The 24,928-nt window shown below is 48.8% G+C and carries 20 protein-coding genes, 1 tRNA gene and 3 pseudogenes; 21 read left to right on the plus strand and 3 right to left on the minus strand.

Features of this window, described 5'->3' with window-relative positions; all coding sequences use genetic code 11:
* The first annotated feature begins 237 nt into the window (after positions 1-237).
* From HMPREF9441_RS18735 to HMPREF9441_RS03285, 10 genes and pseudogenes are all read left to right on the plus strand, one after another.
* On the plus strand, positions 238-1,059 hold the full coding sequence (locus HMPREF9441_RS18735) for an NAD(P)-binding protein (protein ID WP_008617951.1): 822 nt from the start codon (positions 238-240) through the stop codon (positions 1,057-1,059).
* Positions 1,050-1,832 carry a hypothetical protein gene (locus HMPREF9441_RS18740; RefSeq protein WP_244949593.1) on the plus strand — a complete coding sequence of 261 codons (783 nt, stop codon included), beginning with the start codon at positions 1,050-1,052 and terminating at the stop codon, positions 1,830-1,832. The genes HMPREF9441_RS18735 and HMPREF9441_RS18740 overlap by 10 nt, the downstream gene beginning before the upstream one ends.
* The gene (locus HMPREF9441_RS03245) at positions 1,813-3,084 is read left to right on the plus strand and encodes a hypothetical protein (protein WP_008617953.1); all 1,272 of its coding nucleotides are present in this window, start codon (positions 1,813-1,815) and stop codon (positions 3,082-3,084) included. Before HMPREF9441_RS18740 ends, HMPREF9441_RS03245 begins: the two co-directional genes overlap by 20 nt.
* A 138-nt stretch (positions 3,085-3,222) precedes the next feature.
* Positions 3,223-4,986: a signal peptide peptidase SppA gene (gene sppA, locus HMPREF9441_RS03250; RefSeq protein WP_008617954.1), complete on the plus strand. Its 1,764-nt coding sequence runs from the start codon at positions 3,223-3,225 to the stop codon at positions 4,984-4,986.
* 6 nt (positions 4,987-4,992) lie between these two features.
* A complete protein-coding gene (gene lpxK / locus HMPREF9441_RS03255; protein WP_008617955.1) occupies positions 4,993-6,093 on the plus strand; it encodes a tetraacyldisaccharide 4'-kinase in 1,101 nt (366 codons plus the stop codon).
* Positions 6,050-6,859, plus strand: coding sequence for a purine-nucleoside phosphorylase (locus HMPREF9441_RS03260; protein ID WP_039864855.1), 810 nt, complete (start codon positions 6,050-6,052; stop codon positions 6,857-6,859). Before lpxK ends, HMPREF9441_RS03260 begins: the two co-directional genes overlap by 44 nt.
* A 13-nt stretch (positions 6,860-6,872) precedes the next feature.
* Positions 6,873-7,961: a thiamine-phosphate kinase gene (thiL, locus tag HMPREF9441_RS03265; protein ID WP_008617957.1), complete on the plus strand. Its 1,089-nt coding sequence runs from the start codon at positions 6,873-6,875 to the stop codon at positions 7,959-7,961.
* A 212-nt stretch (positions 7,962-8,173) separates the two neighbouring features.
* Positions 8,174-8,246: transfer RNA gene (locus HMPREF9441_RS03270), tRNA-Phe, on the plus strand.
* 242 nt (positions 8,247-8,488) lie between these two features.
* Positions 8,489-9,721 (plus strand): annotated as a pseudogene (locus HMPREF9441_RS19020) (site-specific integrase).
* A gap of 5 nt (positions 9,722-9,726) precedes the next feature.
* Positions 9,727-10,104, plus strand: a complete 378-nt coding sequence (locus HMPREF9441_RS03285; RefSeq protein ID WP_008617962.1) for a hypothetical protein — start codon at positions 9,727-9,729, stop codon at positions 10,102-10,104.
* A 73-nt stretch (positions 10,105-10,177) separates the two neighbouring features.
* Here the strand turns inward: HMPREF9441_RS03285 and HMPREF9441_RS18305 are convergent.
* Positions 10,178-10,363 (minus strand): annotated as a pseudogene (locus HMPREF9441_RS18305) (helix-turn-helix domain-containing protein); the annotation flags it as partial.
* Here HMPREF9441_RS18305 and HMPREF9441_RS03290 point away from each other — a divergent pair.
* From HMPREF9441_RS03290 to HMPREF9441_RS03315, 6 genes are all read left to right on the plus strand, one after another.
* Positions 10,356-11,108 (plus strand): hypothetical protein, encoded by a 753-nt coding sequence (locus HMPREF9441_RS03290; RefSeq protein ID WP_244949594.1) that lies wholly within the window; start codon positions 10,356-10,358, stop codon positions 11,106-11,108. The pseudogene HMPREF9441_RS18305 and the gene HMPREF9441_RS03290 sit on opposite strands and share 8 nt — an antisense overlap.
* Complete coding sequence (locus HMPREF9441_RS03295) at positions 11,086-12,489, plus strand: ATP-binding protein (RefSeq protein ID WP_008617964.1); 1,404 nt, start codon at positions 11,086-11,088, stop codon at positions 12,487-12,489. Before HMPREF9441_RS03290 ends, HMPREF9441_RS03295 begins: the two co-directional genes overlap by 23 nt.
* A 6-nt stretch (positions 12,490-12,495) precedes the next feature.
* The gene (locus HMPREF9441_RS03300) at positions 12,496-12,690 is read left to right on the plus strand and encodes a hypothetical protein (RefSeq protein ID WP_008617965.1); all 195 of its coding nucleotides are present in this window, start codon (positions 12,496-12,498) and stop codon (positions 12,688-12,690) included.
* Between the two features lie 279 nt (positions 12,691-12,969).
* Positions 12,970-13,461, plus strand: coding sequence for a GNAT family N-acetyltransferase (locus HMPREF9441_RS03305; protein ID WP_008617967.1), 492 nt, complete (start codon positions 12,970-12,972; stop codon positions 13,459-13,461).
* 237 nt (positions 13,462-13,698) lie between these two features.
* Positions 13,699-14,640 (plus strand): CDP-alcohol phosphatidyltransferase family protein, encoded by a 942-nt coding sequence (locus tag HMPREF9441_RS03310; protein WP_008617969.1) that lies wholly within the window; start codon positions 13,699-13,701, stop codon positions 14,638-14,640.
* Positions 14,633-15,355, plus strand: a complete 723-nt coding sequence (locus HMPREF9441_RS03315; RefSeq protein WP_008617970.1) for an IspD/TarI family cytidylyltransferase — start codon at positions 14,633-14,635, stop codon at positions 15,353-15,355. Before HMPREF9441_RS03310 ends, HMPREF9441_RS03315 begins: the two co-directional genes overlap by 8 nt.
* Positions 15,356-15,374: 19 nt before the next feature.
* Here HMPREF9441_RS03315 and HMPREF9441_RS03320 read toward each other — a convergent pair whose 3' ends face one another.
* On the minus strand, positions 15,375-16,496 hold the full coding sequence (locus tag HMPREF9441_RS03320) for a nucleotidyltransferase domain-containing protein (protein ID WP_244949590.1): 1,122 nt from the start codon (positions 16,494-16,496) through the stop codon (positions 15,375-15,377).
* 392 nt (positions 16,497-16,888) lie between these two features.
* Here HMPREF9441_RS03320 and HMPREF9441_RS03325 point away from each other — a divergent pair, with 392 nt between their 5' ends.
* The 3 genes from HMPREF9441_RS03325 to HMPREF9441_RS03335 all read left to right on the plus strand — a co-directional run bounded on the left by HMPREF9441_RS03325 (position 16,889) and on the right by HMPREF9441_RS03335 (position 20,394).
* The gene (locus HMPREF9441_RS03325; protein ID WP_244949591.1) at positions 16,889-17,674 is read left to right on the plus strand and encodes an META domain-containing protein; all 786 of its coding nucleotides are present in this window, start codon (positions 16,889-16,891) and stop codon (positions 17,672-17,674) included.
* A 77-nt stretch (positions 17,675-17,751) separates the two neighbouring features.
* Positions 17,752-19,674 (plus strand): TlpA family protein disulfide reductase, encoded by a 1,923-nt coding sequence (locus HMPREF9441_RS03330; RefSeq protein WP_244949592.1) that lies wholly within the window; start codon positions 17,752-17,754, stop codon positions 19,672-19,674.
* A gap of 24 nt (positions 19,675-19,698) precedes the next feature.
* Positions 19,699-20,394, plus strand: coding sequence for a DUF5041 domain-containing protein (locus tag HMPREF9441_RS03335; protein WP_008617978.1), 696 nt, complete (start codon positions 19,699-19,701; stop codon positions 20,392-20,394).
* 38 nt (positions 20,395-20,432) lie between these two features.
* Here the strand turns inward: HMPREF9441_RS03335 and HMPREF9441_RS03340 are convergent, their stop codons facing one another.
* A complete protein-coding gene (locus HMPREF9441_RS03340; protein ID WP_008617979.1) occupies positions 20,433-21,041 on the minus strand; it encodes an L-threonylcarbamoyladenylate synthase in 609 nt (202 codons plus the stop codon).
* A 163-nt stretch (positions 21,042-21,204) separates the two neighbouring features.
* Between HMPREF9441_RS03340 and HMPREF9441_RS03345 the strand changes: the two genes are divergently transcribed.
* Both HMPREF9441_RS03345 and HMPREF9441_RS03355 read left to right on the plus strand, forming a co-directional pair.
* Complete coding sequence (locus HMPREF9441_RS03345) at positions 21,205-23,493, plus strand: NADP-dependent malic enzyme (RefSeq protein ID WP_008617985.1); 2,289 nt, start codon at positions 21,205-21,207, stop codon at positions 23,491-23,493.
* A gap of 678 nt (positions 23,494-24,171) precedes the next feature.
* Positions 24,172-24,928: pseudogene (locus HMPREF9441_RS03355) on the plus strand (VapE domain-containing protein); the annotation flags it as partial.

Below are 24,928 nucleotides of genomic sequence, written 5' to 3' on the forward strand. Positions count from 1 at the left end.
TGACATTCTGACAAAAAGACAATGATAAAAAACAACTGGAACCAAGAAGGAAAACAACACTACATAAACTCTTCCTCTCGTACCCTTCATCGTCACAAAAGCTACAAACGAGAAAACATGAATAAATTTCAAGAGATAATTATATGCAATACATGGCAAATTCTCAATTATTTATACTAATTTTGCAATGGCCCGCCATTACCCGACACATTAAGCGGCCATCCAATATCCTGCTTCATGAGAACAAAAACACCAGAAAAGCGAAAAACCGCCATTATCATCGGAGCCGGCCCCGCCGGACTCACGGCCGGGATAGAACTGCTCCGCCAAACCGATATAATCCCTATCCTTTTAGAGGAAAAGGACTGCGTGGGCGGACTTTTACGTACGGTCTTTTACCACGGCAACCGTATGGACATCGGTGGGCACCGCTTTTTCTCCAAAGACCCTGACATCATGAAGTGGTGGACTACGCTTCTCCCCTTACAGGGAAGTCCGGCACAGGACGATTTGCTTACGCCTTGCATAAAAACTTTTTTCCCCGGAGGACCGGACCCGGAGAAAGAAGACCGTACCATGCTACTGCGTCGCAGGATTTCACGTATTTTCTATCTGAAGAAGTTCTTTGATTATCCCGTCACTTTCAATGCCAAAACGATACTCAACCTCGGACTGGGACGGACCGTACGCGCCGCGATAGGATACCTACGTGCCACCCTGTCCAAACGCCCGGAACTCTCCCTTCAAGATTTCTATATCAACCGGTTCGGCCGTCCGCTCTACAAGATGTTCTTTGAACATTACACCGAAAAAGTTTGGGGAGTGCACCCCTCCGTGTTAGGTGCCGACTGGGGCGCACAACGTGTCAACGGGCTTTCCATCAAAGCCTTACTGAAAAACATGTTGGTCCGCAAGAAACGGACGCCCGGCGACATCCGGCAAAAAGACACGGAAAAGTCGCTTATCGAGAACTTCCTTTACCCCAAATTCGGCCCGGCCAACTTTGGGAAACCGCCGCGCAGGAAATCGAACGCGACGAAAAAGGCACAATCCTTCTAAAGCACCGGCTTGTACGCATCCACTACGAGGGCGGCCTGATACGTTCCGTCACCGCCGCCACCCCGGACGGACACGTGGACATCCCGTGCGACTACGTGCTGTCGTCCATGCCCGTCAAGGACCTTGTGTCCACTTTCACGGGAATCACCGTGCCGCCCGAGGTCTTTTCCGTAGCGACCTCTTTGCCCTACCGGGATTTCATCACAGTAGGCATCCTCGTAGACCGCCTCAAAATCCGGCACAACGGACAGTTGCCCACCTTCGGCAACCGCATACCGGACACTTGGATCTACATCCAAGAGCGGGACGTGCGTATCGGACGGCTCCAAGTTTTCAACAACTGGTCACCTTATTTGGTAGAGGACTACCGGAACTGCATTTGGTTAGGATTGGAATACTTTTGCAACGAGAACGACGAACTTTGGAACAAAACCGACCGGGATTTCATTTCCATGGCCATCGGCGAACTCGTACATATCGGTATTCTGGAAGACGAAACGCACGTGAAAGACTCTACCATCGTGCGCGAAAAAAAAGCCTATCCCGCCTACCATGGAAGCTACCGCCGCCTGAAAGAAGTAACCGACTGGTTGGACCGTATACCCAACTTATATTGCATCGGGCGGAACGGACAGCACCGATACAACAACATGGACCACTCCATGCTTACGGCCATGGAGGCTGTGGCCCACATCCGAGACAGGAAAACCGACAAACAAGACATTTGGAACATCAATACGGAACAGGAATATCATGAACGCAAAGAACATTGACGACACCTTCAAGACTGTCTGCACGCAGCTCCGCACTGCGGCACAACGCATACGAGGGTTCGACGACCGGCACAACCTTGCCTTGCTCACGCGTGCCGCCATTTGCATCTACATCGCAGAAATGCTGGCCAACGGATTCCGTATCGGCACTTCGCCCGACACCGCTTCTTACTACAGAGCCGGTGCGCGGTTGTTTGAGGGGGAAATCGACTTCATCCGTACGCCGGTAATGCCTGCCGTCTGCCACACCGCCCGTCTTCTTTTGGGCGAATGGAATCCTTACGGAATCTCAGTATTCCTGTTTGCCGTATTCCTGGTTTCTGCAATCTACTTTTACAAAACGACTACTTACATAACCGACAAGCCACAAGTGAGGCTCATTTCCACCGCGCTTTACGCCTGCAACCCAGCCGTTATCAGTTGGTGCATAGAAGACATTGGCACCGAGTCGCTCGCCCTCTCGGGAGTAGTCTTCTTGTGCTTCCTGACCTGCAAGTCCATTTATACGAAGCCCACCCCCACCCTTTCATTCCTGACTTGCGGCCTTATGTTCCTACTCATCATGCTCCGCCCGTTCTTTATCTGTTTCGTCCCGGTCGTCCTCCTGTCTTTCGCCTTATCATGGAGAGGCCGACGCGCCAGTGTCGCTACAAAATGGACTACATTCGTTTGCCTGGCGACCACTTGTGCCCTCACTCTCCTTTACTGCTCGGCCATCCAACAACGATACGGACTGTTCACCCTCTCGCAAGTTTCCTCCGTCAACCGTATCATCATGGCAGCTCCGGAAGAGCGCGACCGCGTGCAACAGATGTGGGGAGCCACGGAAGGTTATGTGGAATATCTGGAAAACATAGACCGTAAAATCGGCCAAGACAAAATAGGCTATCTCAAAGGACGTTGCCGAGATTTTCTCCTTTCTTGCCCTGCCTATTATCCCAATGCAGGATTTGGGGTTACCGGCACCATAATGAACCGAATCATCAACGTTCCCTTATGGTTTACCCACGCATTTATCCTCTTCTTCACCCTGCGCCTGTGGACAAGGCGGAAACACAAGCAGGAAACCGCGTTGTCCTTTTTGCTGTGGGCGTTCTGCTGTGCCACGATATTCACAGCCTTTTGGGGAGCATACGCCGAGTTTCCACGCCTCATGATGCCCATGTATCCTTGCCTGTGCCTCATGGCAGCCGTCGCGTTCCATTCCCATGCCCAGGCACATTCCTCCAAGACCGCCCCGCAAAATCCATAACACAAGCAATTTCCCATACTGAGTTTTATCCCTCCGACGAAACCAATTTAAATATTATTATAAGGTATAACGTTTGTAAATCGTAGACATTATTGTACATTTGCGTAATTGTGTAGCTTTACCTACTTTATACAACGTATGAAAGATTTCGTCAAATATACTTTGGCCACGCTCTGTGGCTTGTTTCTGGCCGGCATAGCCTTCTTCATATTAGGCATCCTGTCCATTGTGGGGATGATGACCGTGGAAAGTGCCGCCCCATCCATCAAACCCCAATCCGTACTTCGCCTGACGCTAAACGGCGAATTACAGGAAGATGCACCGAACGATCCTCTCGGAGACCTGTTCGGCAGTACTTACCCCACCCTCAGTCTGAGAGAAATACAGACAGCCATCCAAGGTGCTAAAGAAAATCCGAACATAGACGGTATATATATAGAAGCACAAACCCTCTTGGGAGCGACTCCCGCCATGATACGAGACATCAGGGAATCCCTCGCCGATTTCAAGAAAAGCGGCAAATATATCATCGCATACGGAGACAACTATACCCAAGGGGCTTACTACATTTGCAGCATAGCCGACAGCATCATCCTTAATCCACAGGGACAGGTGAACTGGTGTGGTATGGCTTCGCAGCCTATTTTTTACAAAGACCTGTTGGAAAAGATAGGCATTAAGATGCAAGTGTTCAAAGTAGGCAGCTACAAATCGGCCGTGGAACCGTTTACTGCCACCCAAATGAGTGACGCCAACCGCGAACAGGTCACGTCCTACCTGAATGACATCTGGCAAACCATGCTGACGGACGTATCTCGTTCACGCTCCATCAAGAAGGATTTGTTGAACGAATACGCAGACAGTATGCTCACATTCCGTCCCGCAGAAGAACTGGTACGGAATGGCATGGTGGACAGCCTTTGCTATATCGACGGGGTAAGCCGGATGTTACGCGCAAAAACCGGAAAGGACAAAGGTACCCTGCCCCTCGTCAGTGTGAAAGAACTGGCGGCTGCCACCGAAGCAACCCCGAAAAAAGGTGATAAGATTGCAGTCTACTATGCATACGGAGACATCGTAGACCGAAAAACAGAATGGAGCGAAAATGTGATAGATGCAGAAACCGTATGCCGCGACCTGAGAACACTGCGTGAAGACGAATCGGTCAAAGCAGTAGTACTTCGCGTAAATTCCGGAGGCGGAAGCGCTTACGCCTCCGAACAGATATGGCATGAAGTGAAATTACTCCGTGAAGCCAAACCCGTGGTCGTATCCATGGGTGGAATGGCAGCCTCGGGGGGTTACTACATCTCCTGCGCCGCCAACTATATTGTGGCCGAACCGACTACGTTGACCGGAAGCATCGGCATTTTCGGCCTCATTCCCGACGCAAGCCAACTGCTCAGCGACAAATTAGGCTTGCACTTCGATGTTGTAAAAACCAATGCACACGCCGATTTCGGTACGCCGGCACGCCCATTCAATCCTTCGGAAGCCCAAATGATGCAAGGATATATACAACGGGGTTACAAATTGTTTACCGAACGTGTAGCAGACGGACGGAATATGAAAACCGGCCAAGTGAAAAAACTGGCCGAAGGACGGGTCTGGACCGGACGGCAGGCCGTAGAAAACGGATTGGCCGATACCAACGGCAATCTCCAGACCGCCATCAAAAAGGCTGCTTCATTAGCCAAAATAAAAGATTACCATACGGAATACGCACCGACTCCGTCCCCTTGGTACGAGGGTTTGTTTGACCAACAGAAAAAGGACTATCTGAACACGGCCTTACAAGAGACCCTCGGAACATATTACGCCCCACTAATGAACCTGAGACAGATCCGGCAAATGAGCGTCCTGCAAGCCCGGATACCGTATGAGCCGAACTTTATCAACTAAACCGTCATGGAAGGAGACTTAATCAAAATCAACGAATGGTTGTTGCCGGTGGCTTGGCTTTACGGAATAGGTGTAAGGATTCGCAACGAGCTTTTCGAAATGGGAATCCTGAAATCCAAAAGTTACGACATACCCGTTATTTCGGTCGGCAATATCACCGTAGGCGGTACCGGGAAAACACCACATACGGAATATCTCATCCGCCTGTTACGAAAGAAGCATAAAGTGGCCGTGTTGAGCCGGGGATACAAACGTAAATCAAAAGGATTCATTTTAGCCACATCCGAAACGTCTATGCCCGCCATAGGCGACGAGCCTTATCAGATGAAACAAAAGTTTCCAGATGTCTATGTCGCTGTGGACAAAAACCGCCGCCGGGGAATTGAACGGTTATGCGACGAGCAAATCGCACCGGGGACAGAAGTCATCCTGTTAGACGACGCGTTCCAACATCGCTATGTAAAACCAGGTATCAACATCCTGTTAGTAGATTACCATCGCTTGATTTGCGATGACAAGTTGCTCCCCGCAGGACGTTTGCGCGAACCGAAAGAAGGAAAAGACCGGGCCAATATCGTAATCGTAACCAAATGCCCGGAAGACATCAAGCCCATGGGATTCCGGGTCATCAGTAAGGCCTTGAAGTTGTACCCTTATCAGAAGTTGTTCTTCTCGACACTGAAATACAGCCGTCTCATACCGTTGTTCGAAGAGGGAGAATATCCTTTGGACGAGTTGCTGCCCCACAAGCATGTCTTGCTGCTTACAGGCATCGCTTCGCCGGAACAAATGAAAATGGACCTCGAACATTATGAAACGGATATCACGCCGCTTTCTTTCGGCGACCACCATTACTTCTCGGCCAAAGACGTAGCCCTAATCAATGAGACTTACGCCCGAATGTCCTCGCCGAAGCTAATTGTAACCACTGAAAAAGATGCGACCCGCCTGAAGGACCTCAACGGCCTGAGCGAAGAGGTTAGAAAATCTCTCTATGCCCTGCCGGTCGAAATAGAGATACTGCAAAATCAACAAGAATCGTTTAACGAAAACATTACTGGTTATGTATTCAAAAATTCAAGAAACAGCATCCTGGCTAAAAAGTAGGATGACAACAAGCCCCACAACGGCTATCGTTTTAGGTACCGGATTAGGTAAACTGGCCAACGAAATCACAGATGCGACCCGCATTTCATACAAAGAAATTCCCAACTTCCCAGTCTCTACGGTAGAAGGGCATTCGGGTAATCTTATCTTCGGAAAACTGGGAGACAAAGACATTCTGGCCATGGAAGGCCGCTTTCATTACTATGAAGGCTACACCATGCAAGAGGTCACTTTTCCCATCCGTGTCATGTATGAGCTAGGTATCAAAACCTTGTTCGTCAGCAATGCTGCAGGCGGCACCAATCCCAAGTTTGAAATTGGCGATCTGATGATTATCACCGACCAAATCAACGCACTTCCGGAGAATCCGCTACGCGGTAAGAACTTCCCGACCGGTCCCCGTTTCCCAGATATGTCGGAAGCCTACAACAAGGAACTCATCCAGCAAGCACTTGCCATTGCCGAAGAGAAAAGAATCAAGGTACAGCAAGGCGTATACCTCGCTACACAAGGACCGACTTTCGAAACTCCTTCTGAATATAAAATGTTCCGCATTTGGGGCGCCGATGCGGTGGGTATGTCGACCGTACCCGAAGTCATCGTAGCTAATCATTGCGGAATCAAATGCTTCGGTATCAGTGTCATCACCGACCTCGGAGTGGAAGGAAAGATTGTGGAAGTCAGCCACGAGGAAGTACAGAAAGCTGCCGATGCCGTACAACCCCTTATGGCCGAGATTATGCGTGAGATGATAAACCGCGCTTAAAGCCCATAAATTTATGCAAGAAACATACAGGACAGAAATCTCTACGCTCGGAGAGTTCGGGCTTATCAAACACCTGACAGAAAATATCCGGCTGAAAAACTCTTCCACCCGCTATGGAGTTGGTGACGACTGTGCCGTCATGGAATATCCGGCCGACAAACAAGTCCTCGTCACCAGTGATTTGCTGATGGAAGGCATACATTTTGATCTGACATACGTCCCGATGAAACATCTCGGATACAAGGCTGCCATGGTCAATCTCTCGGACATTTATGCCATGAATGGTACCCCCCGTCAAATGGTGGTCTCCATTGCTTTAGGCAAACGTTTCTGTGTAGAGGACATGGAGGCTTTCTACGATGGTCTCAAAATGGCATGCGAAGCTCATGAGGTCGATATTGTAGGAGGCGATACGACATCTTCGCTTACGGGGCTGGCCATCAGCATTACTTGCATCGGGGAAGCAGACAAAGACAAAGTGGTTTATCGCAACGGAGCCAAAGAAACCGACTTGATCTGTGTCAGCGGAGATTTAGGAGCAGCCTACATGGGATTGCAGTTGCTCGAACGCGAAAAAGCCGTTTTCAACCAACAGTTGCAGGAAGCACACAGGAACGAAAAAACAAAAACAGCAGAGAGATTATACGAAGCCCAACCGGACTTTAGCGGAAAAGAGTATTTACTAGAACGACAGCTAAAGCCAGAAGCACGACGCGACATTGTGCAAGCATTGGCAACCGCTAATATCCGTCCGACTTCCATGATCGACATATCAGACGGACTCAGTTCCGAATTACTGCATATTTGTACGCAAAGCGGTGTCGGTTGTAGGATATATGAAGAACATATTCCCTTAGATTACCAGACGGCTGTTATGGCAGAAGAGCTGAACATGAATGTCACGACCTGCGCTCTGAATGGCGGAGAAGACTATGAATTATTATTCACAGTCCCCATTGCCGACCACGAAAAAGTCAGCCAGATCAAAGACATTAAAATAATAGGCCATATCACCAAGGCCGAATTAGGCTATGCACTCATCAGTAGGGATGGCCAGGAATTTGAACTGAAAGCTCAAGGCTGGAACCCGCTTAAAGGCTGATGTGCCGCATTGTTTCAGCCAGGTTGGACAACAATCCTCCTTGCTATCAAAGACAATCCGTCTGCATTTAACTACACTCTCACCTATCTTCTCCGACCCAGAAAACAGGTGAGAGTTTACTTTTTTCTCCTACATTACACAAAAATATATCGAATATATTTGGCATTTCAAATTAAATCGCTACCTTTGCACTCGCAAAACAAAAGTAAGTCGGTGCCATAGCTCAGTTGGTAGAGCAAAGGACTGAAAATCCTTGTGTCCCCGGTTCGATTCCTGGTGGCACCACTTTGAAGAAAAGCAAAAAGAAGTAAACTCCTGATTTCCAAAAGAAATCGGGAGTTTTTGTTTTCCGACAGAGCGCAAAAAAGTGCGGAATATGACCGTTTCCGGTGTTCCAAAAGGTGGAGCGGAAAAGGTGGAACAGAAATCTCCACCGAATAAGATTCTTTCTCACTGATTTGCAATGTTTTGCGCATCAATAAAACGCGGATAGTTTCCTACTTTTGTCCAACTAAAAATTGTAGGAAATGAAAAGAAACTCGTTCAATGTGCTTTTCTTCATCAAGAAAGCCAAACTGCTGAAAAACGGAGAAGCCTCCGTATGTATGCGCATCACGGTAAACGGTGCGCGAGTGGAAACCAACATCCGCAAGAGCATAGACCCTGCTTCGTGGAATCAGGCAAAGGAATGTGCCCGTGGAAAAAGCCGTAAGGCGTGCGACTTGAATGCCTACATCGAGGATGCCAAAATCAAGCTCCACCAAATTTTCAATGAATTGGAGGAACAACGGCAACCCATTACCGCGCGTCTGTTGCAGGAAAAATTCTTCGGGCAGGACAAAGAGACGGAAAAAGTCTGCACCCTCATCTGTACGATGCAGGAACACAATGACCAATGCCGTGCGCTTGTCGGAAAGGACTATGCACTGATTACCGTCCGTCGTTATGAAAGCTGAAAACGCTATCTCGCGGAACTCATTAAGCAGAAATACGGAAAGGAGGATTTACCGCTGACGGAAATCAATGGTGAGTTGGTTCGTGCCTTTGAGTTCTATCTCAAAACGGAAAAGTCCTGCCAACAGAATACCGTTATCCGTTACATGAAATGCTTGAAGAAAATCACCAATTTGGCATTAGCCAATGAATGGATTGCCAAAGACCCGTTTGTTGGTATCAAGTTCCACGAGAAGGAAGTTGTACGCGAGTTTCTGACGATGGACGAATTGCTGACCATCTATCACAAAGACTTTCCATTGGAGCGCATCCGAATTGTTCGTGACGTCTTCATTTTTGCAGCGTTCACCGGGTTGGCGTTCATTGATGTGCAGCAACTTTCTCCCGAACACATCGTGGAGGATGCGAATGGTAACCTGTGGATTCGCAAAACACGGCAAAAGACAAAGAATATGTGCAATATCCCTTTGCTTGACATTCCTTTGGAAATTCTCCGCAAGTATGCCAACCATCCGATATGCCAAAAGAAAAAGGTATTGCTGCCTGTTCCATGCAACCAGAAGATGAACAGCTACCTGAAAGAGATAGCCGATTTATGTCTGATAAATAAACACTTAACCACTCACACCGCGCGGCACTCGTATGCGACCTCGGTTTGCCTCGCTAATGGTGTGAGCATCGAGAATGTGGCTAAGATGCTTGGTCACTCCAATATAAAAATGACACAACACTATGCTCGTGTATTGGATAGTTCCATTCTGCGTGATATGACCAATGTACGGAATGTACTTTCTAATACAAGATAAGGACTATGGACAGGGGAATCATTACAATCAGTGAAAACGGGACAGTCATTATGCCGACTGCTCCCGTTTGGATGACACAGCAAGAAATGTGCGATGCGTTCAATGTGTTCGGCTGCGACATCCGCAAGGCTGTACGTGCTATCTACAAGAACATGGAATTATTGGAAAGCGATACCATGTGCTATATCAGACAGGACAACGGGATTAGCTACGATGTGTATAGCCTTGAAATGGTGATTGCCGTTGCTTTCAAGTTGCGGACTAAGGAATGTATGGCTTTCAGAAAGTTTGTCATGGGAGAACTTTATGCCGCCAGTCGGAAAGAACCGCTATACTTGTTCTTTTCGCCAGCGGCATATTCCCGAAAGGGGAATAACTGTTAATTGCCAAGGATATATGACCAGACACAGCAAGGAATACGACCAGAGGGCATCAGGTCGTATTCCTTTTATGATGTTATTTGAACGCTTCCCGGTAATTGGCAGCAAGCATCCTTTCGATGTCCGATTCCTTGTACAGAATCTTGCCGCCCAACTGGTAATAGGCGATTATGCCGTTGTTGCGGTAGTCCTGCAAAGTGCGTCAGCTCACTTTCAGGCGTGCCGACACCTCCCTGTCCGTCAGGAAGCGTTCACTGCCCAATGCAGAAAAACAAAAAGCTGTACTATTACCATTACATTGGTCTATCAGTGCATATCCAGCAACAGGTTTGCATCCACAAAAAGTAATTAATCAGCAAGTAGTAAATAAAAGCGATTTGTTAATTTGTGTATTTGGAGCAAAGTTGGGTACTCCAACTGAAGATTATGCAAGTGGAAGTGTTGAAGAGATAGAAGAGCATTTAAAAGCAGGAAAACCTGTAATGATATTTTTCAAGCAGGCTGTAAATATAAATAAAATCAATATTGAACAAATTTCTCGTTTACAGGATTTTAAAAGGGAGATTGGACAAAAAGCTCTATATGCTGATTATAATAGTATTGATGAATTTAAACGAATCTTGGAAGATAAACTTTCTTTATGTATAAATGATAATTTCATCAAAGAAAAAATTGTCATAAACGAATTAGAATGGAATGAAGTTAAGGATGATACTTCCCATGAAAAGTTGTCTGACTATGATAAAGCACGGTTAAAGTCATGGACTTCTGTTGATAATCCTGATTTTTTTCAAGCTCATTTTATGGGAGGGAAATGCGTATATGGTTTAGGAGCATCAAATCAGTATGAAATCAAGAATGGTCGAGAAAAGATAGAATGGGATTCTTTTTTTGAAAAACTTCTAAATCTTGGACTTATTAGAATTAGAAGTTATGATAAACATGGTTATCCTGTTTATCAACTCAAAGAAGCTGCATATCAATATGTTGAATCGCATAATTTGTAATTTCATGCAAACCGAATCCCAAAACATAGAGTTCAAAGAATCTTGGCGTGACGAATATCTGAAATGGATATGCGGCTTTGCCAATGCGCAAGGTGGTATGCTATACATCGGCATAAAAGACAATGGCGAGGTATGCGGTGTACAAGATGTAAAAAAGCTGATGGAAGACATTCCCAACAAGGTACGTGATATGCTTGGTATCTTGGTGGAGGTTAATCTGAAAGAGAAAGACGAGAAACAATATCTGGAAATTGCGACAGAAGCATATCCTTATCCTATCAGTTTTCGAGGCAAGTATTACCAACGAAGTGGCGCAACCAATCAGGAACTGAAAGGTGCTGCACTCGACCGTTTCATGCTTCGTAAGCAGGGCAAAACATGGGACGGGGTGCCCGTACCTTATCTGAAAACGGAGGATTTGGATAACGCCACATTTGATTTATTCCGCAAGTATGCCAAGCGGAGCGGACGTATGGATGATGCAGATTTGATGGATGACAATCACGGATTGTTGGAGAAGCTCCGGCTTTACGAAGGCAATTATCTGAAACGCGCTGCCGCTTTGTTGTTTCATCCCGACCCGGAACGGTACGTAACCGGAGCTTTCGTAAAGGTAGGTTTCTTTCGTGAAGGAATGGACTTGGTGTACCAAGATGAAGTACATGGCAATCTGTTCCAGCAAATCGTGAAGCTGATGGACTTGTTGTGTACCAAATACATGAAAGCCATTATTACCTACGAGGGTATTCACCGCATCGAAACATTGCCCATGCCGAGAGAAGCACTGCGTGAAGCATTACTAAATGCTTGTATCAACAAAGATTATGCAGAGCCTTCTCCCATACAAATCCGTGTATATGAGAACAAACTGGAAATTGTAAATGGAGGTGTATTGCCGGACGGATGGACAGTAGAAACATTGTTGTCTTCTCATCGCAGTTTTCCATATAACCCCGACATTGCCAATACCTTCTTTCGTTCCGGTGAGATTGAGGCATGGGGACGTGGTATTGAGCGTATCATTATAGCTTGTAAGAAAGACGGATTTTCCACACCTGAGTTCCGCTATGACGCTTCGGGCATTTGGACTATATTCAATTTTGAGTATCCTGAAAGGGCAACTATCCAAGACGACCAGAGGACTACCCAAAAGACTACCCAAAAGACTACCCAAAAGGGTATGCAAAACCTAACAGAACAACAGCAAGCTATACTTTCATTCTTAAAAGAACACCCAGAAGCAACTCGAAAAGAGATAAGCGAGAGTCTTTCTAACATTACAGAGGATGGCGTAAAGTACAATCTTTCCCGACTTCAAGAGTTTGGCTTACTGAAACGTATAGGAGGCAGGAAACAAGGATATTGGCAGATTATAGAATAAAGAACTATGGACGATTGGGAAGAATTAGAAAGTTGGCATGAGGATTTAAGGACATGGGAACGCTTTCAAGATGAACTTGAAAAGATAAATGAAGAAAATCTATACGAAATGCGGGATTTTCAGAATAGAAAACTATCTTTGCAACAGGAAACCTCCACGAGACCTTGTGCAAAACAAAGCAATCCAAAGGTGGAGCAATAGTGGGAGATTACTTCTTTAGCTAAAAGATATATCAAAGATATTCAGCTACTTATCGTTAGATTACGATTCCTGGTGGCACCACTAAAAGAAAGTTACCTACAGTAACTTTCTTTTTTTTGTTCCAATATGGCTGAAATGCAATATAAAACAAGAAATGTTTCCTCCAATGTTTTAACCGAAATAACACCGACATCTACTTTGTCTGATTTATCAGCCCCACATCAGCCTATTGTACCGTATTTTTTCGTATCTTTACCACTCAACCATCCCAAGAAAACCATGCATATCCGACTTGTAAAATCTGACAAGAAACGTTTCCTCGACCTATTGCTCCTGGCCGATGAACAAGAATCGATGATAGACCGCTATATAGAACGGAGCGACTTGTTCGTCATGGAAGAAAAAGGCGAAGCAAAAGCCGTAGCCGTAGTCACCCGGGAGGGACAAGGAGTCTATGAACTTAAAAACCTTGCCGTAGCTCCCGCCTGCCAACGCAAAGGTTACGGACGTATGATGGTGGAGCACGTATGGCATTACTATGCAGACTGCCGTACCCTGTTGGTCGGTACGGGTGACAGTCCGCTAACTCTACCATTTTACCGTAGTTGCGGATTTACATATTCACACACCTTGCCCGATTTCTTCACCCGGCATTATGACCATCCCATCATAGAAGGAGGCATGCAACTGAAGGACATGATCTACCTGAAACGGGAAAGACAAAACCCCAAGCGGGATAGTGCCGCCCCTGTTACAGAAACGGAACCATAAAAGACCATGGCGTTTCAAGAAAACCGACAAACCTCCTGAAATGCCTCTTCTCTATTCCCTTGCCGCATTTTGCGATTTCCTCTCGTCCCTTACGTAAAATACCCACAAAAACAAAGGTTTCGTTCTTTTATTCCGGCCTTTTTCCCCTGACAGCTTGCAGATTCCGCTTTTTTTTACGAATATTGCAACACTTTTAGAAAGCGAGGAAAACTCAGAACTTTAGGAGGCTCACAAAATATGACATCATCCACACTGAAAGAACGTGTACAAGCCACGCTGAAATCGGAAGACACGGAAGGGACGTTCGAACTTTACGTCACGCGCACTCCGGGCTATCTTTGGGCTTTGCTGTTCAAGAAACTACATATCCACCCTATCGCCGTCACGTTGCTCTCCATCGTCATCGGGGCATTGGCCGGTTACTTTTTCTGGTGGGACGACCTATACATGAACCTCATCGGCATGTTTCTCCTGATATGGGCCAACTGGTACGACTGCGCCGACGGGCAACTGGCCCGCATGACGGGACAAAAGACGCTAATCGGACGCATTCTGGACGGCTTTGCCGGTGACGTGTGGTTCTTCTCCATTTATTTTTTCCTGTGCCTGCGCCTCACCGGCGAACCGGCTCCGTGGGGGCAACCGTGGGGAACATGGATTTGGCTGATTGCCGCCTTCTCCGGTTTCCACTGCCATGCCAAACAATGCGCCGTGGCCGACTACTACCGCAACATCCACCTTTATTTCCTCAAAGGAGCATCGGGAAGCGAATTGGACAACTATGCCCAGCAAAGCGCCCTGATGCGGTCGTTGCCCTGGAACCGCAAGGAATGGTTTCACAAGATATACCTCTATTTCTATGGCAACTACACGCGAGGACAGGAACGGCAAACCCCCAAATTCCAAAAGTTCTATGCCCTCGTCCAGCAACGCTATCCGGACGGGTTGCCGCAGGCGTTGAAAGAACAGTTCCGGACGGCGAGCCTCCCCTTGATGAAATACACGAACATCCTGACTTTCGATACGCGAGTCATCGTGCTGTTCGTATCGCTGTTCATCAATATGCCGTGGCTCTTCTTTGCTTTCGAGATTATCGTACTCGAAGCCTTGCGTTACTACACCCGCCATGTACATGAAACTTTTTGCGACCGGTTTACAAAGGAGATAGAAAATGGATAAGCCACTCAACGTCGTATTGCTGCTGGCCGGAGGACATGGCTTCCGCATGCACACCGACCGCCCCAAACAATTCATGGAGATTGCAGGCGAGCCGGTCATCTCTTACACCCTGCAAGCCTTTCAACGCCATCCCGAAATCGACCGCATCTACGTGGTTTGCAATCCGGAATGGAACGAATTTGTAAAAACTACGGCCCGAAACGGCAGAATAAGCAAGCTGCACACGCTGTTCCCGGCCGGAGACACCAGCATCGACTCCCTGAGAAACGGTATCGCAGGCTTGCATGCAGAATTGGGGGAACAGAACCCTGCCGTCCTGACCCACGAAGCCGTGCGACCCTTGGTGACGGACGAAATCATCAGCCTCAACCTGAATACTTTCCGCACACACGGAAATGCCGTCACCGCCGTCCGCAGCCAAGAAGCCTACATGGTAAGCCCCGACGGGATTTCTTCGGGAAAGTGCATCCCGCGCGAGCTGCTGCACCGCGCACAGACCCCGATAACCTTCAGTCTGGACGACCTGACAGAAGCGTTCCGTAGGGCAAAGCAAATCCAAATCAGCCGCAGCCAATCCCTGTACACTCTGATTACGGAAGTTTTTCCTCTGAAAAAACTCTACATCTCACCCGGTTCCGAACTTAACTTCAAGCTCACGTTGCCCGAAGACATCGAAACCTTGAAGGCTCTTCTGACTTATCGGAAACAAAAGTGAACCGCAAGCCGTTTCCCGATTATTTCTTCGGTGGAAGATAACCGTGACGCAACCGCCACGCGTAATGCCATATTTTAAACAAAGGACTCCAAAGGACTTCACCGGGATAATCCGTCAGGAATCCCATGTTGCGCGACACCTTGCGGCGGAAACGGCCGAAAGGCGTCTCATTCGCATCATGCCGTATGCGTTCGTCATGTTGCCCGAAATTCCCGGCTTTCATGATTTCTGCCAAAAGACGCTGCCCTCGTCCGGGCGACGGCGGCACCAACAAATGCTCGTCCTCCAGTCCGAAAACCGTTTGCAGCACATACATCACCGCACCGGCAAAACGCTTGAGATGCAAACGCTCCAAGCACCGCACGGCTTCCTCCCGCTCAGCTTCGGAACAGGGTTGCCTCAACACAAAGTGATAGTCCAGTAATTGACGCAAACCGATACCTTCATCAAACAAATGACGGTAAATATGCACCAACAGATACACACGGTTCATCGCCAGAGTGGGCACAGCCACCTCGCCCACCCGTTCGGGCAACTGCACCTTATGAAGCAACGACAACGTTTTCCATTCCTTAAAATAACGTTGCAGCCTGAGATTCATCCTCCAACTGTTCATCCATGAAGGCGTAAAATGCAACTCTATCTCAGCCTCCTTCAATACGGGAAAGTCCACATGATGATAGACTACCTCCACACCGGGACAATACTTCCGGGCATAATCCACCACCACCTTGCGCCCGTCGTTCATCCACAAGTCGATGTCGCCGGGCGTACGATGCAGCGGACGGGGATAAAACAAAGAATTACCCTGTCCTTTCAGCAGGACGGTGCCCATTCCCTCTTTCAAAAACTTGTCATACACCATTACGACCGTCCGGTTGAGCCTGCGGTTGCGGGTTTCTATTTGCTGCACCAATCCGATCCAAGGCATCACGACATCCATCGGGGGCTTTTGAATGATAGACAAACGCTCCACACCATCCAACACAATGGCAGCCACAGCCTGTTTACACGCCATGTCGTACACAGCCGCCCATCCGGCTTTGTCCAACGCCACATCACGGTCGTGGCACGTCCCGATTCCTAAACGCAAAAGTTTGAAGAAGGCTTCGTCAGCCTGCATATATTTTGTTTTTCCCATCTTTATTTGTCTGTCTTTTTCACACCTCGTTTCCACAAACGTTTCTGCAAAGATAACATTTTTTCGAAGCAAATCGGCATTTCAATGCAAAGTTATTTTAAATCACTCATTATAAGCCTATTACACCACATACAAATCCCCCGAATTCAATCTCAGCAGAATGAAAAATCAATCTCAGCCAAACGATTTTTCAATCTCAGCCAAACGATTTTCCGATCGAAGGAGATTGAAACCGTAAAGTCTGCACAGTAATTTCCGACACGCCTTTCCTTGTCCCGTCTGCTATCGAAAACAATCGTTTCTGTAAATTAAAACAACTTAAAAGGAAGAGGATACAAGGAAAAAGAAGTATATTTGCATCTAACAATATCAAATCAATTCAAAAAATGAAAATGAAGAAATTAAGCACAATGGGAGTAGCCCTTCTCGCCATTGTATTGGCAAGCAGTTGTGGAAGCAGCAAGAACGCCCTACAAACCAGTGCGTTGGAAGGCGAATGGAATATCATCACCGTAAACGGAAAAGAGGCTACGGCCGATAAGGATGTTTTTATCGGGCTGAACCTGAAAGAGAACAGAGTATACGGCTGTGCCGGATGTAACCGTATCATGGGAGCCATCCAGGTGGATAAAGACAAAGCCGGGCACTTGTCTTTCGGGCAGGTGGCTTCCACACGGATGCTTTGCAGCGACATGGCTACCGAACGTGCCGTGCTGGAAGCTTTGGAAAACGTAACCGGCTATAAGGGTACGGAACAGGAACTGACCCTGACAGACGGCAACGGCAACGCCCTGTTCACACTGAGCAAACGTCCCGCCGCCACTTTGGCTTCCTTGAACGGCAAATGGAATATCACGAAAGTCTACGACGAAGCGGTAGAAGACATCGAAAAGACGGAGAAAACACCGTTCCTTGAATTCAATGCCGACAAAAAGACATTGCACGGCAATGCCGGATGCAACATCGTAAACGGCGGCATCGAACAGGAAAAGGGAAAACCCGCTTCACTGAAGTTCGACAAGTTGCTTTCCACGATGATGGCCGGACCGGGCATGACGGTAGAAGGCAAAGTGCTGGAAGCCATGAACAAAGTGAGAAGCTTTATCGTCAAAGACGAGCATACGGCTGCCCTGTTGGATGAAAACGGCGCGGAAGCGTTGACGTTGGTGAAACAATAAAGGCGCCTATACCTGAAAATATTAACCGGGGGATGCCTGATTATCCAAAAGGGCATCCCCTTTTAAACATCAATATCATGAATCATTTCTTTATGCATGCTCCCAAGTGGAGAACCGGAGCGGGCGTACTGACCCTCTTGGTATGGCTCGCTTCCTGCGGCCCGAACAACAAAACGGTGGAATACCCTTTGATTGAAACGGCCAATACCAACGCACTCGACATCGCAAAGGTGGAACTGACGGACTCAGCTACCATCCTGCACACCGACGCGTATTACCGTCCCCACAACTGGATTCGCATTTCTTCGGAATCGTATCTGCAAGCCGGGGGAAAACGGTATATGCTGACCGGTGCCGAAGGAATCACTCCGGACTCGCTTTTCTGGATGCCTGAATCGGGCGAAGCTTCTTTTACCCTCCGCTTCGAACCGCTCCCTTCCGGAACACCATCGTTCGACTTCATCGAGTCCGACTGTGAGGACTGTTTCAAGCTTTTCGGAATAGACCTGACGGGAAAGAAGACATTCGACACGCCGGACGAAGTGCCCGAAGACTTGCGGCAGGCCGACGGGGATACGGCAGTGCCCGACCCGATTTTCAAAACGGGCACCACGACCGTCAACGTCCATTTCCTGCATTATCGTCCGGAATTAGGCAAAGAGGCTAACCTCTACGTCAACACCCTCTTCGGGACGCAACAGCCTTATACAGCCACCATCGACCCCGAAACGGGCAAGGCTTCGTTCAGTTTCCTGCAATGCGGTACGGCACAGTCTCTCCTTGACATCAATCATCGTATGGTGGGAAACGTATGGTTGGCTCCGGGCGAAACGACTGAACTGTATGTAGACATGCACATATCGGGATACTATCTCTTGTCCCACCGGAAACGCGAGGAAAAATGCGGTAAGGCCGCCCCATTCCAACGGCTTTATTCCTCCGGCACGTATGCCAACTTGAACAATGTAACCAACCTTTTGGATGATACCCCCTACTTAGGTATGGACTTGTATACAGGCGAATTTGCAGACTACCGCATGACCTCGGCCGAATATGCCGCCCATGTCGTGGACACCTACAAGGCACTTGCAGACAGCATTGCCCAAAGCAACCTTTCGCCGCTCGAAAAAGAGGTGAAGCAACTTTCCCTCCGGCAAGAGGCCTTTTCCGCCATGGCCCAAGGCGATTACCTGCGTGAACACAACTACCGGCACACAAACCGTCAATGGGACTACAACTTCAAGGTGGAAGGTATCGAACCATTGAAACCGGAGGATGCCAAAGCCATCTGCCAACTGTTCGACATCAACGACCCCAAACTGCTGATAGGCGAAAACGTACTGGCCTATGTGAGTGCCGCCTGCTCATCCTCTTTCGACTGGCCGCAACTGACCGGTATCCAAAAAGGACTGGTAAAGGACTTGCGACAAATCGCCGGTTACCCTGCCAAGGCGGAGAATGTCGCGCTCACCGATGCGGACTTTGCCCAAATGAAAGCCATGGACAACCCGTTCTACCTCGAAGCGTTCACCCTCATGCAAAAGAAGGCCAAAGACGAACTGGCCGCAGTGGAAGCCAAGTCGAAGGTGGAAACCACGCCCGACGTGCCTAAAGAACGGTTGTTCGACGCCCTCATCGCCCCTCACAAAGGCAAAGTAGTGCTCGTGGACTTCTGGAATACCTGGTGCGGCCCGTGTCGTGCAGCCATCCAAGCCAACGAACCGCTCAAATCCTCCAGTCTGAAAAGCGATGACCTCGTATGGGTCTACATTGCCAACGAGACCTCTCCCATCGTGAAATACAAGACCATGATTCCGGACATCCAAGGCTTGCACTACCGCCTGAACCAAGAACAATGGGACTATCTGTGCGACAAATTCAAGATAGACGGCATCCCGTCTTACGTGTTGGTGGACAAGTCGGGTGCATACAAGCTGCGTAACGACTTCCGCAACCACAAACTGATGGAAGAGACACTGAAGGAAGAGTTAAAGAAATAAGGAGTCTTACATCAATAGCAGATTATGAAAAGGATATTAGCCTCCACACTGCTGTGCGCGTCCTTGTTCGCTGCGGCACAGACCCAGACCACCCATACGGTGAAACTTGTGGACACCCAGTTGCAGGACGTACTCAACGTGCTCGAAGACATGGACATCTACATACATCGTTTCGATGTGAGTCAGTTCCTCGATGCCACATATCACGTGGAAATCTATGTGGAAGAATACAAGAATAACCAGAAGACGGGGAAAGTGCACCACTTCGACTTGGGCAAAAACATCCGTTCGTTAGACGAGATTCCGGAAGAACACAGAAAAGGGTTCCGGAAAGAATACCAAATCCCCGCCGGGAAAAAAGAATGGAACAACATCAAGGAGATTTCCATATATATAAGGAAAGAGGAAAGGACGGACACCACTGCCGCCATCCGTATCTCCAATCCCAACGTGGGCATCCAAGGTTTCCCGTTCACGTTATACCCGGCCGACGGAAAAAAGTTCATCAGCTACCACACGCGGCCTTTTGTCGCACGTGCGGTAAAAACAGCCGATGAAATGAAAATCCCCCTCTTGTTATACGGCTCGGCATGGGCGGAACCTGGAACGACTTTCTTCCGTTTCTGTGGTGAAAACGAGATAGACCCGGAAATGAAAGCGGAAATCCTGACCCATATCCCTCACCACTACGTGATAGGGTTGCAGTTGAAGAAAGAATAAATTGAAGAAAGAGACACAAGGTGACGAGGTGGGCTTTTCTAAAAGAGAAGCTCGCCTTTGCCTTGACGTACGACCTCGAAAGCGTCGTCCACACAATTCACCACCGTCGAAGCCTCGCTGCCTCCATATCCCCCGTCGATGACCAAAGCCACGCGGCCTTCGTATTTCTCATGAATCAACTCGGGGTCGGTGGAGTACTCGATAATTTCGTCTTCGTCGTGCACCGACATCGTGAGGATGGGATTCCCCAACCCGTCCACCAGTCCACGCGCAATACTGTTGTCCGGCACACGGATACCCACTTCTTTCTTATTCTTATATATTTTAGGAAGCCGGCTGCTTGTAGGCAGGATGAACGTGAACGGCCCCGGCAAGTTCTTCTTCAACAGTTTGAAAGCGGCGTTGCTGACTTGTGCATATTCACTGATATTAGACAAGTCATAACAAATAATCGACAAGTTGCTCTTTTGAGGGTTCACCCCCTTCAGCGCACAAATCCTCTCCACCGCCCGTACGTTCAGGGCATCGCATCCTATGGCATACACCGTGTCGGTAGGATAAATAATCAGCTCTCCGTCCCTCAGCATTTTAAGGGCCTTGGCCATCTCACGGGGATTCGGGTTTTCCGGATAAATTCTAATCAGCATGATTTCTTTCCTTTTTATAGTCTACAAAGGTATCATTTTCTTTTGGTTTCACAGCAACAAGCTTACAATATAATGAAAAACCGGAGAGCCATGCTTCAAAATATAATTTTTTCGTATCTTTGCGTGCAGTTAGACGAAAAAATAGACTCAAAAACATTACAAAATGGCAAAAATAACCAAAGAAATGGCTTTGCACTATCATGAACAGGGCAAGCCGGGGAAAATCGAAGTGGTGCCAACCAAGCCCCACAGCACACAAACGGATCTCTCATTGGCTTATTCGCCCGGCGTGGCGGAACCGTGCCTCGAAATAGAAAAGAACCCACAGGATGCCTACCGCTATACGGCCAAGGGCAACCTCGTGGCAGTAATATCCAACGGTACCGCCGTCCTTGGGTTGGGCGACATCGGTGCGCTGGCCGGTAAACCGGTCATGGAAGGAAAAGGACTGCTCTTCAAGATATACTCGGGCATCGATGTGTTCGACATCGAGGTAAACGAGAAAGACCCCGAAAAGTTCATCCAGGCCGTGAAAGCCATCGCGCCGACTTTCGGCGGCATCAATCTGGAAGACATCAAGGCACCCGAATGCTTTGAAATCGAACGCCGTCTGAAAGAGGAACTCGACATTCCCGTCATGCACGACGACCAGCACGGTACGGCCATCATCTCCAGTGCCGGACTGTTGAATGCACTGGAAGTGGCTGGAAAGAAAATCGAAGACGTGAGAATCGTTGTGAACGGAGCCGGAGCTTCGGCCGTATCCTGCACCAAACTGTATGTGTCGCTCGGCGCACGGTTGGAAAACATTGTCATGCTGGACAGCAAGGGTGTGATCTCAAAAGACCGTACCGACCTGAACGAGCAGAAGCGTTACTTCGCCACCAGTCGTACGGACATCCATACGTTGGAAGAAGCCATCAAGGGCGCCGACGTATTCCTCGGCTTGTCGCGCGGCAATGTGTTGAGCAAGGACATGGTGCGCAGCATGGCTCCGTCGCCCATCGTGTTCGCATTGGCTAACCCGGTACCCGAAATCTCGTATGAGGACGCCATGGATTCGCGTCCCGACGTGTTGATGGCTACCGGACGTTCCGACTATCCGAACCAGATAAACAACGTCATCGGATTCCCTTATATCTTCCGTGGCGCCTTGGATACCGGTGCCACGGCCATCAACGAAGAAATGAAACTGGCCGCCGTACGGGCTATCGCAGGCATTGCCAAACAACCCGTGCCGGACGTGGTGAACGAGACTTACCACGTGAACAACCTCACTTTCGGTCCTTCATATTTCATCCCGAAACCGGTAGACCCGCGCCTCATCACCGAGGTGTCCATGGCTGTGGCCAAAGCTGCCATGGAAAGCGGGGTGGCCCGCAAGCCCATCGAAAACTGGGACGCTTACGCCCTCCACTTGAAGGAACTGATGGGGTATGAGTCGAAACTGACCCGCCAGTTGAGAGATACGGCCCGCCGCAATCCCCAACGCGTGGTGTTTGCCGAGGGTATCCACCCCAACATGCTGAAAGCCGCCGTGGAGGCCAAGGCTGAAGGTATCTGCCATCCTATCCTGTTGGGTAACGACGAGCGTATCGAGAAATTGGCGAAGGAACTCGATCTCAGCCTGGAAGGCATCGAAATCGTCAACCTGCGCCACGACCGCGAAGCCGAACGCCGCGAACGTTATGCCAAGATACTGGCCGAGAAGAAAGCCCGCGAAGGTTATACATTCGAAGAGGCCAACGACAAGATGTTCGAGCGTAACTATTTCGGCATGATGATGGTAGAGACTGGCGAAGCGGACGCATTCATTACGGGCGTGTACACCAAATATTCCAATACGATCAAGGTCGCCAAAGAAGTCATCGGCATACAACCGGAATACAACCATTTCGGTACCATGCACATCATGAACAGCAAGAAAGGTACGTACTTCTTGGCGGACACGCTTATCAACCGCCATCCCGACACGGAAACGATGATAGACATTGCACGGCTATCCGAAAAGACCGTGCGTTTCTTCAATCACGAACCGGTCATCGCCATGTTGTCCTATTCCAATTTCGGAACAGACACATGCGGAAGCCCGGCCAGCATCCATAAAGCCGTAGAGTACATGCAGGAGAACTACCCGAACCTACCCATCGACGGCGAGATGCAGGTGAACTTCGCCATGAACAACGAGCTGCGCGACCGTAAGTACCCATTCACTCGCCTGCAGGGTAAGGAGGTCAATACCTTGGTATTCCCGAACCTGAGTTCGGCCAATGCCGGTTACCAGTTGCTCCAGGCTCTGAATGGAGACGAAATAGAGATGATAGGCCCTATCCAGATGGGGTTGAACAAACCGATTCATTTCACCGACTTCGAAAGTTCCGTACGCGACATCGTGAACATCACGGCCGTAGCGGTCATCGATGCCATCGTGATGAAGAAAAAGAACCAGTAACCCACGGATTATACTAAAAGGAATCAGGATGCACTGCCAAAGAAAAGATAGTGCATCCTGATTCCTTTTAGTATAAACGGGAATAATATTTATCTCCCTCCTATTTCCTTTCCTAAACTACTGACAAACAGATGGGTTATGCTCTCAGCCCAACTTCTCCCTACGTTTTCTCAAAAACAAGCTTCATCTTTCAGAACACAATGTAAACCCTTCGCTTTATGTATATTAGCTCCCTGAAGGATGGAACCTACATCTTTCAGCTCTCTTTCAGGTGACGGACGATAGTCCTCATAAGCCAAACGATTTTCCGTTGTGCTCCGAACGATTTTTCAATCTCAGAAGAACGAAACGCAGATCTGCGCCAAACGAAAAGCGGCATTCAGCCCGACTTATGACTGACATGGACTGAAAGATAAAGATTTGAAAGTTCAGGATGTATCCGATTTGTATTGAGATAGTTACGGTGTATTCTGAAAGATGAAAGGCATTTTCCGGAAAAGTATGGAGGAGGGAAAGGAATGAGGAGTATCGAGTCCGACGGCTATCCGGTTTCTTTGAAGAAGAGTGACACGGAGAAGCGCAGAAATGTGCAGAAATGCGTACTAATGTGCGGAAACGTGCACAAATGTGCCACCTCCGCCGTGCGTCTCCCTAACTTTGCCGTAAAAAACGAAGCACATGGAACTGAAACACATCGTAAAGAGAGCGGTACGTCGATGGGCGGAGAAAATCGCGAATAAGCGAGCGCAGAACCAAGCGAGCTTGCCTCTGCCGAGTGGGAGCGATTTATCAAAAAGAAAAGCCGGACGTTTGGGAGTTGCCGGAAGCGTGACCGGTCATATCGAAGAAACAACAGTCACCGAATCGCGACCGGAAGCCTTCACAAGGCCGACCTCCCGGAAGGCGGAAGCCCACGATGCGAAAGACAACGCGCCTGCCCACCTCGACCACCGGCTGGCCGCTTTTGCGGAAGAGCGTTACGACCTGCGCCACAACCTGCTGACGAGGCAGGCGGAATTCCGCCCCAAAGGACAGGATGCGGCCGCCTTCTTCCCCCTCACGGCACGCGACCTCAACTCCCTCTGCCTCGCCGCCCACGAGGCGGGCATCCCGTGCTGGGACCGCGACGTGTCGCGTTTCGTGGCCTCCGACCGCCTGCCCGACTATCATCCCTTCCGCGATTATTTCGACCGCCTGCAGCCGTGGGACGGAGAAGACCGTCTCGACGCACTGGCACGGCGCGTGTCGGACCGTGCGCTGTGGGTACGCGGATTCCGCCGATGGATGCTGGCTGTGGCCGCGCAATGGATGAGGATGGGAGACGGCCATGCCAACAGTATGGCTCCGGTATTGGTGAGCGGGCGGCAAGGATTGGGAAAGTCCACATTCTGCCGCAACCTCCTGCCACCCGAACTGTCCGCCTATTACACCGACA

It is taken from the genome of Paraprevotella clara YIT 11840 (assembly GCF_000233955.1).
Classification (GTDB): domain Bacteria; phylum Bacteroidota; class Bacteroidia; order Bacteroidales; family Bacteroidaceae; genus Paraprevotella; species Paraprevotella clara.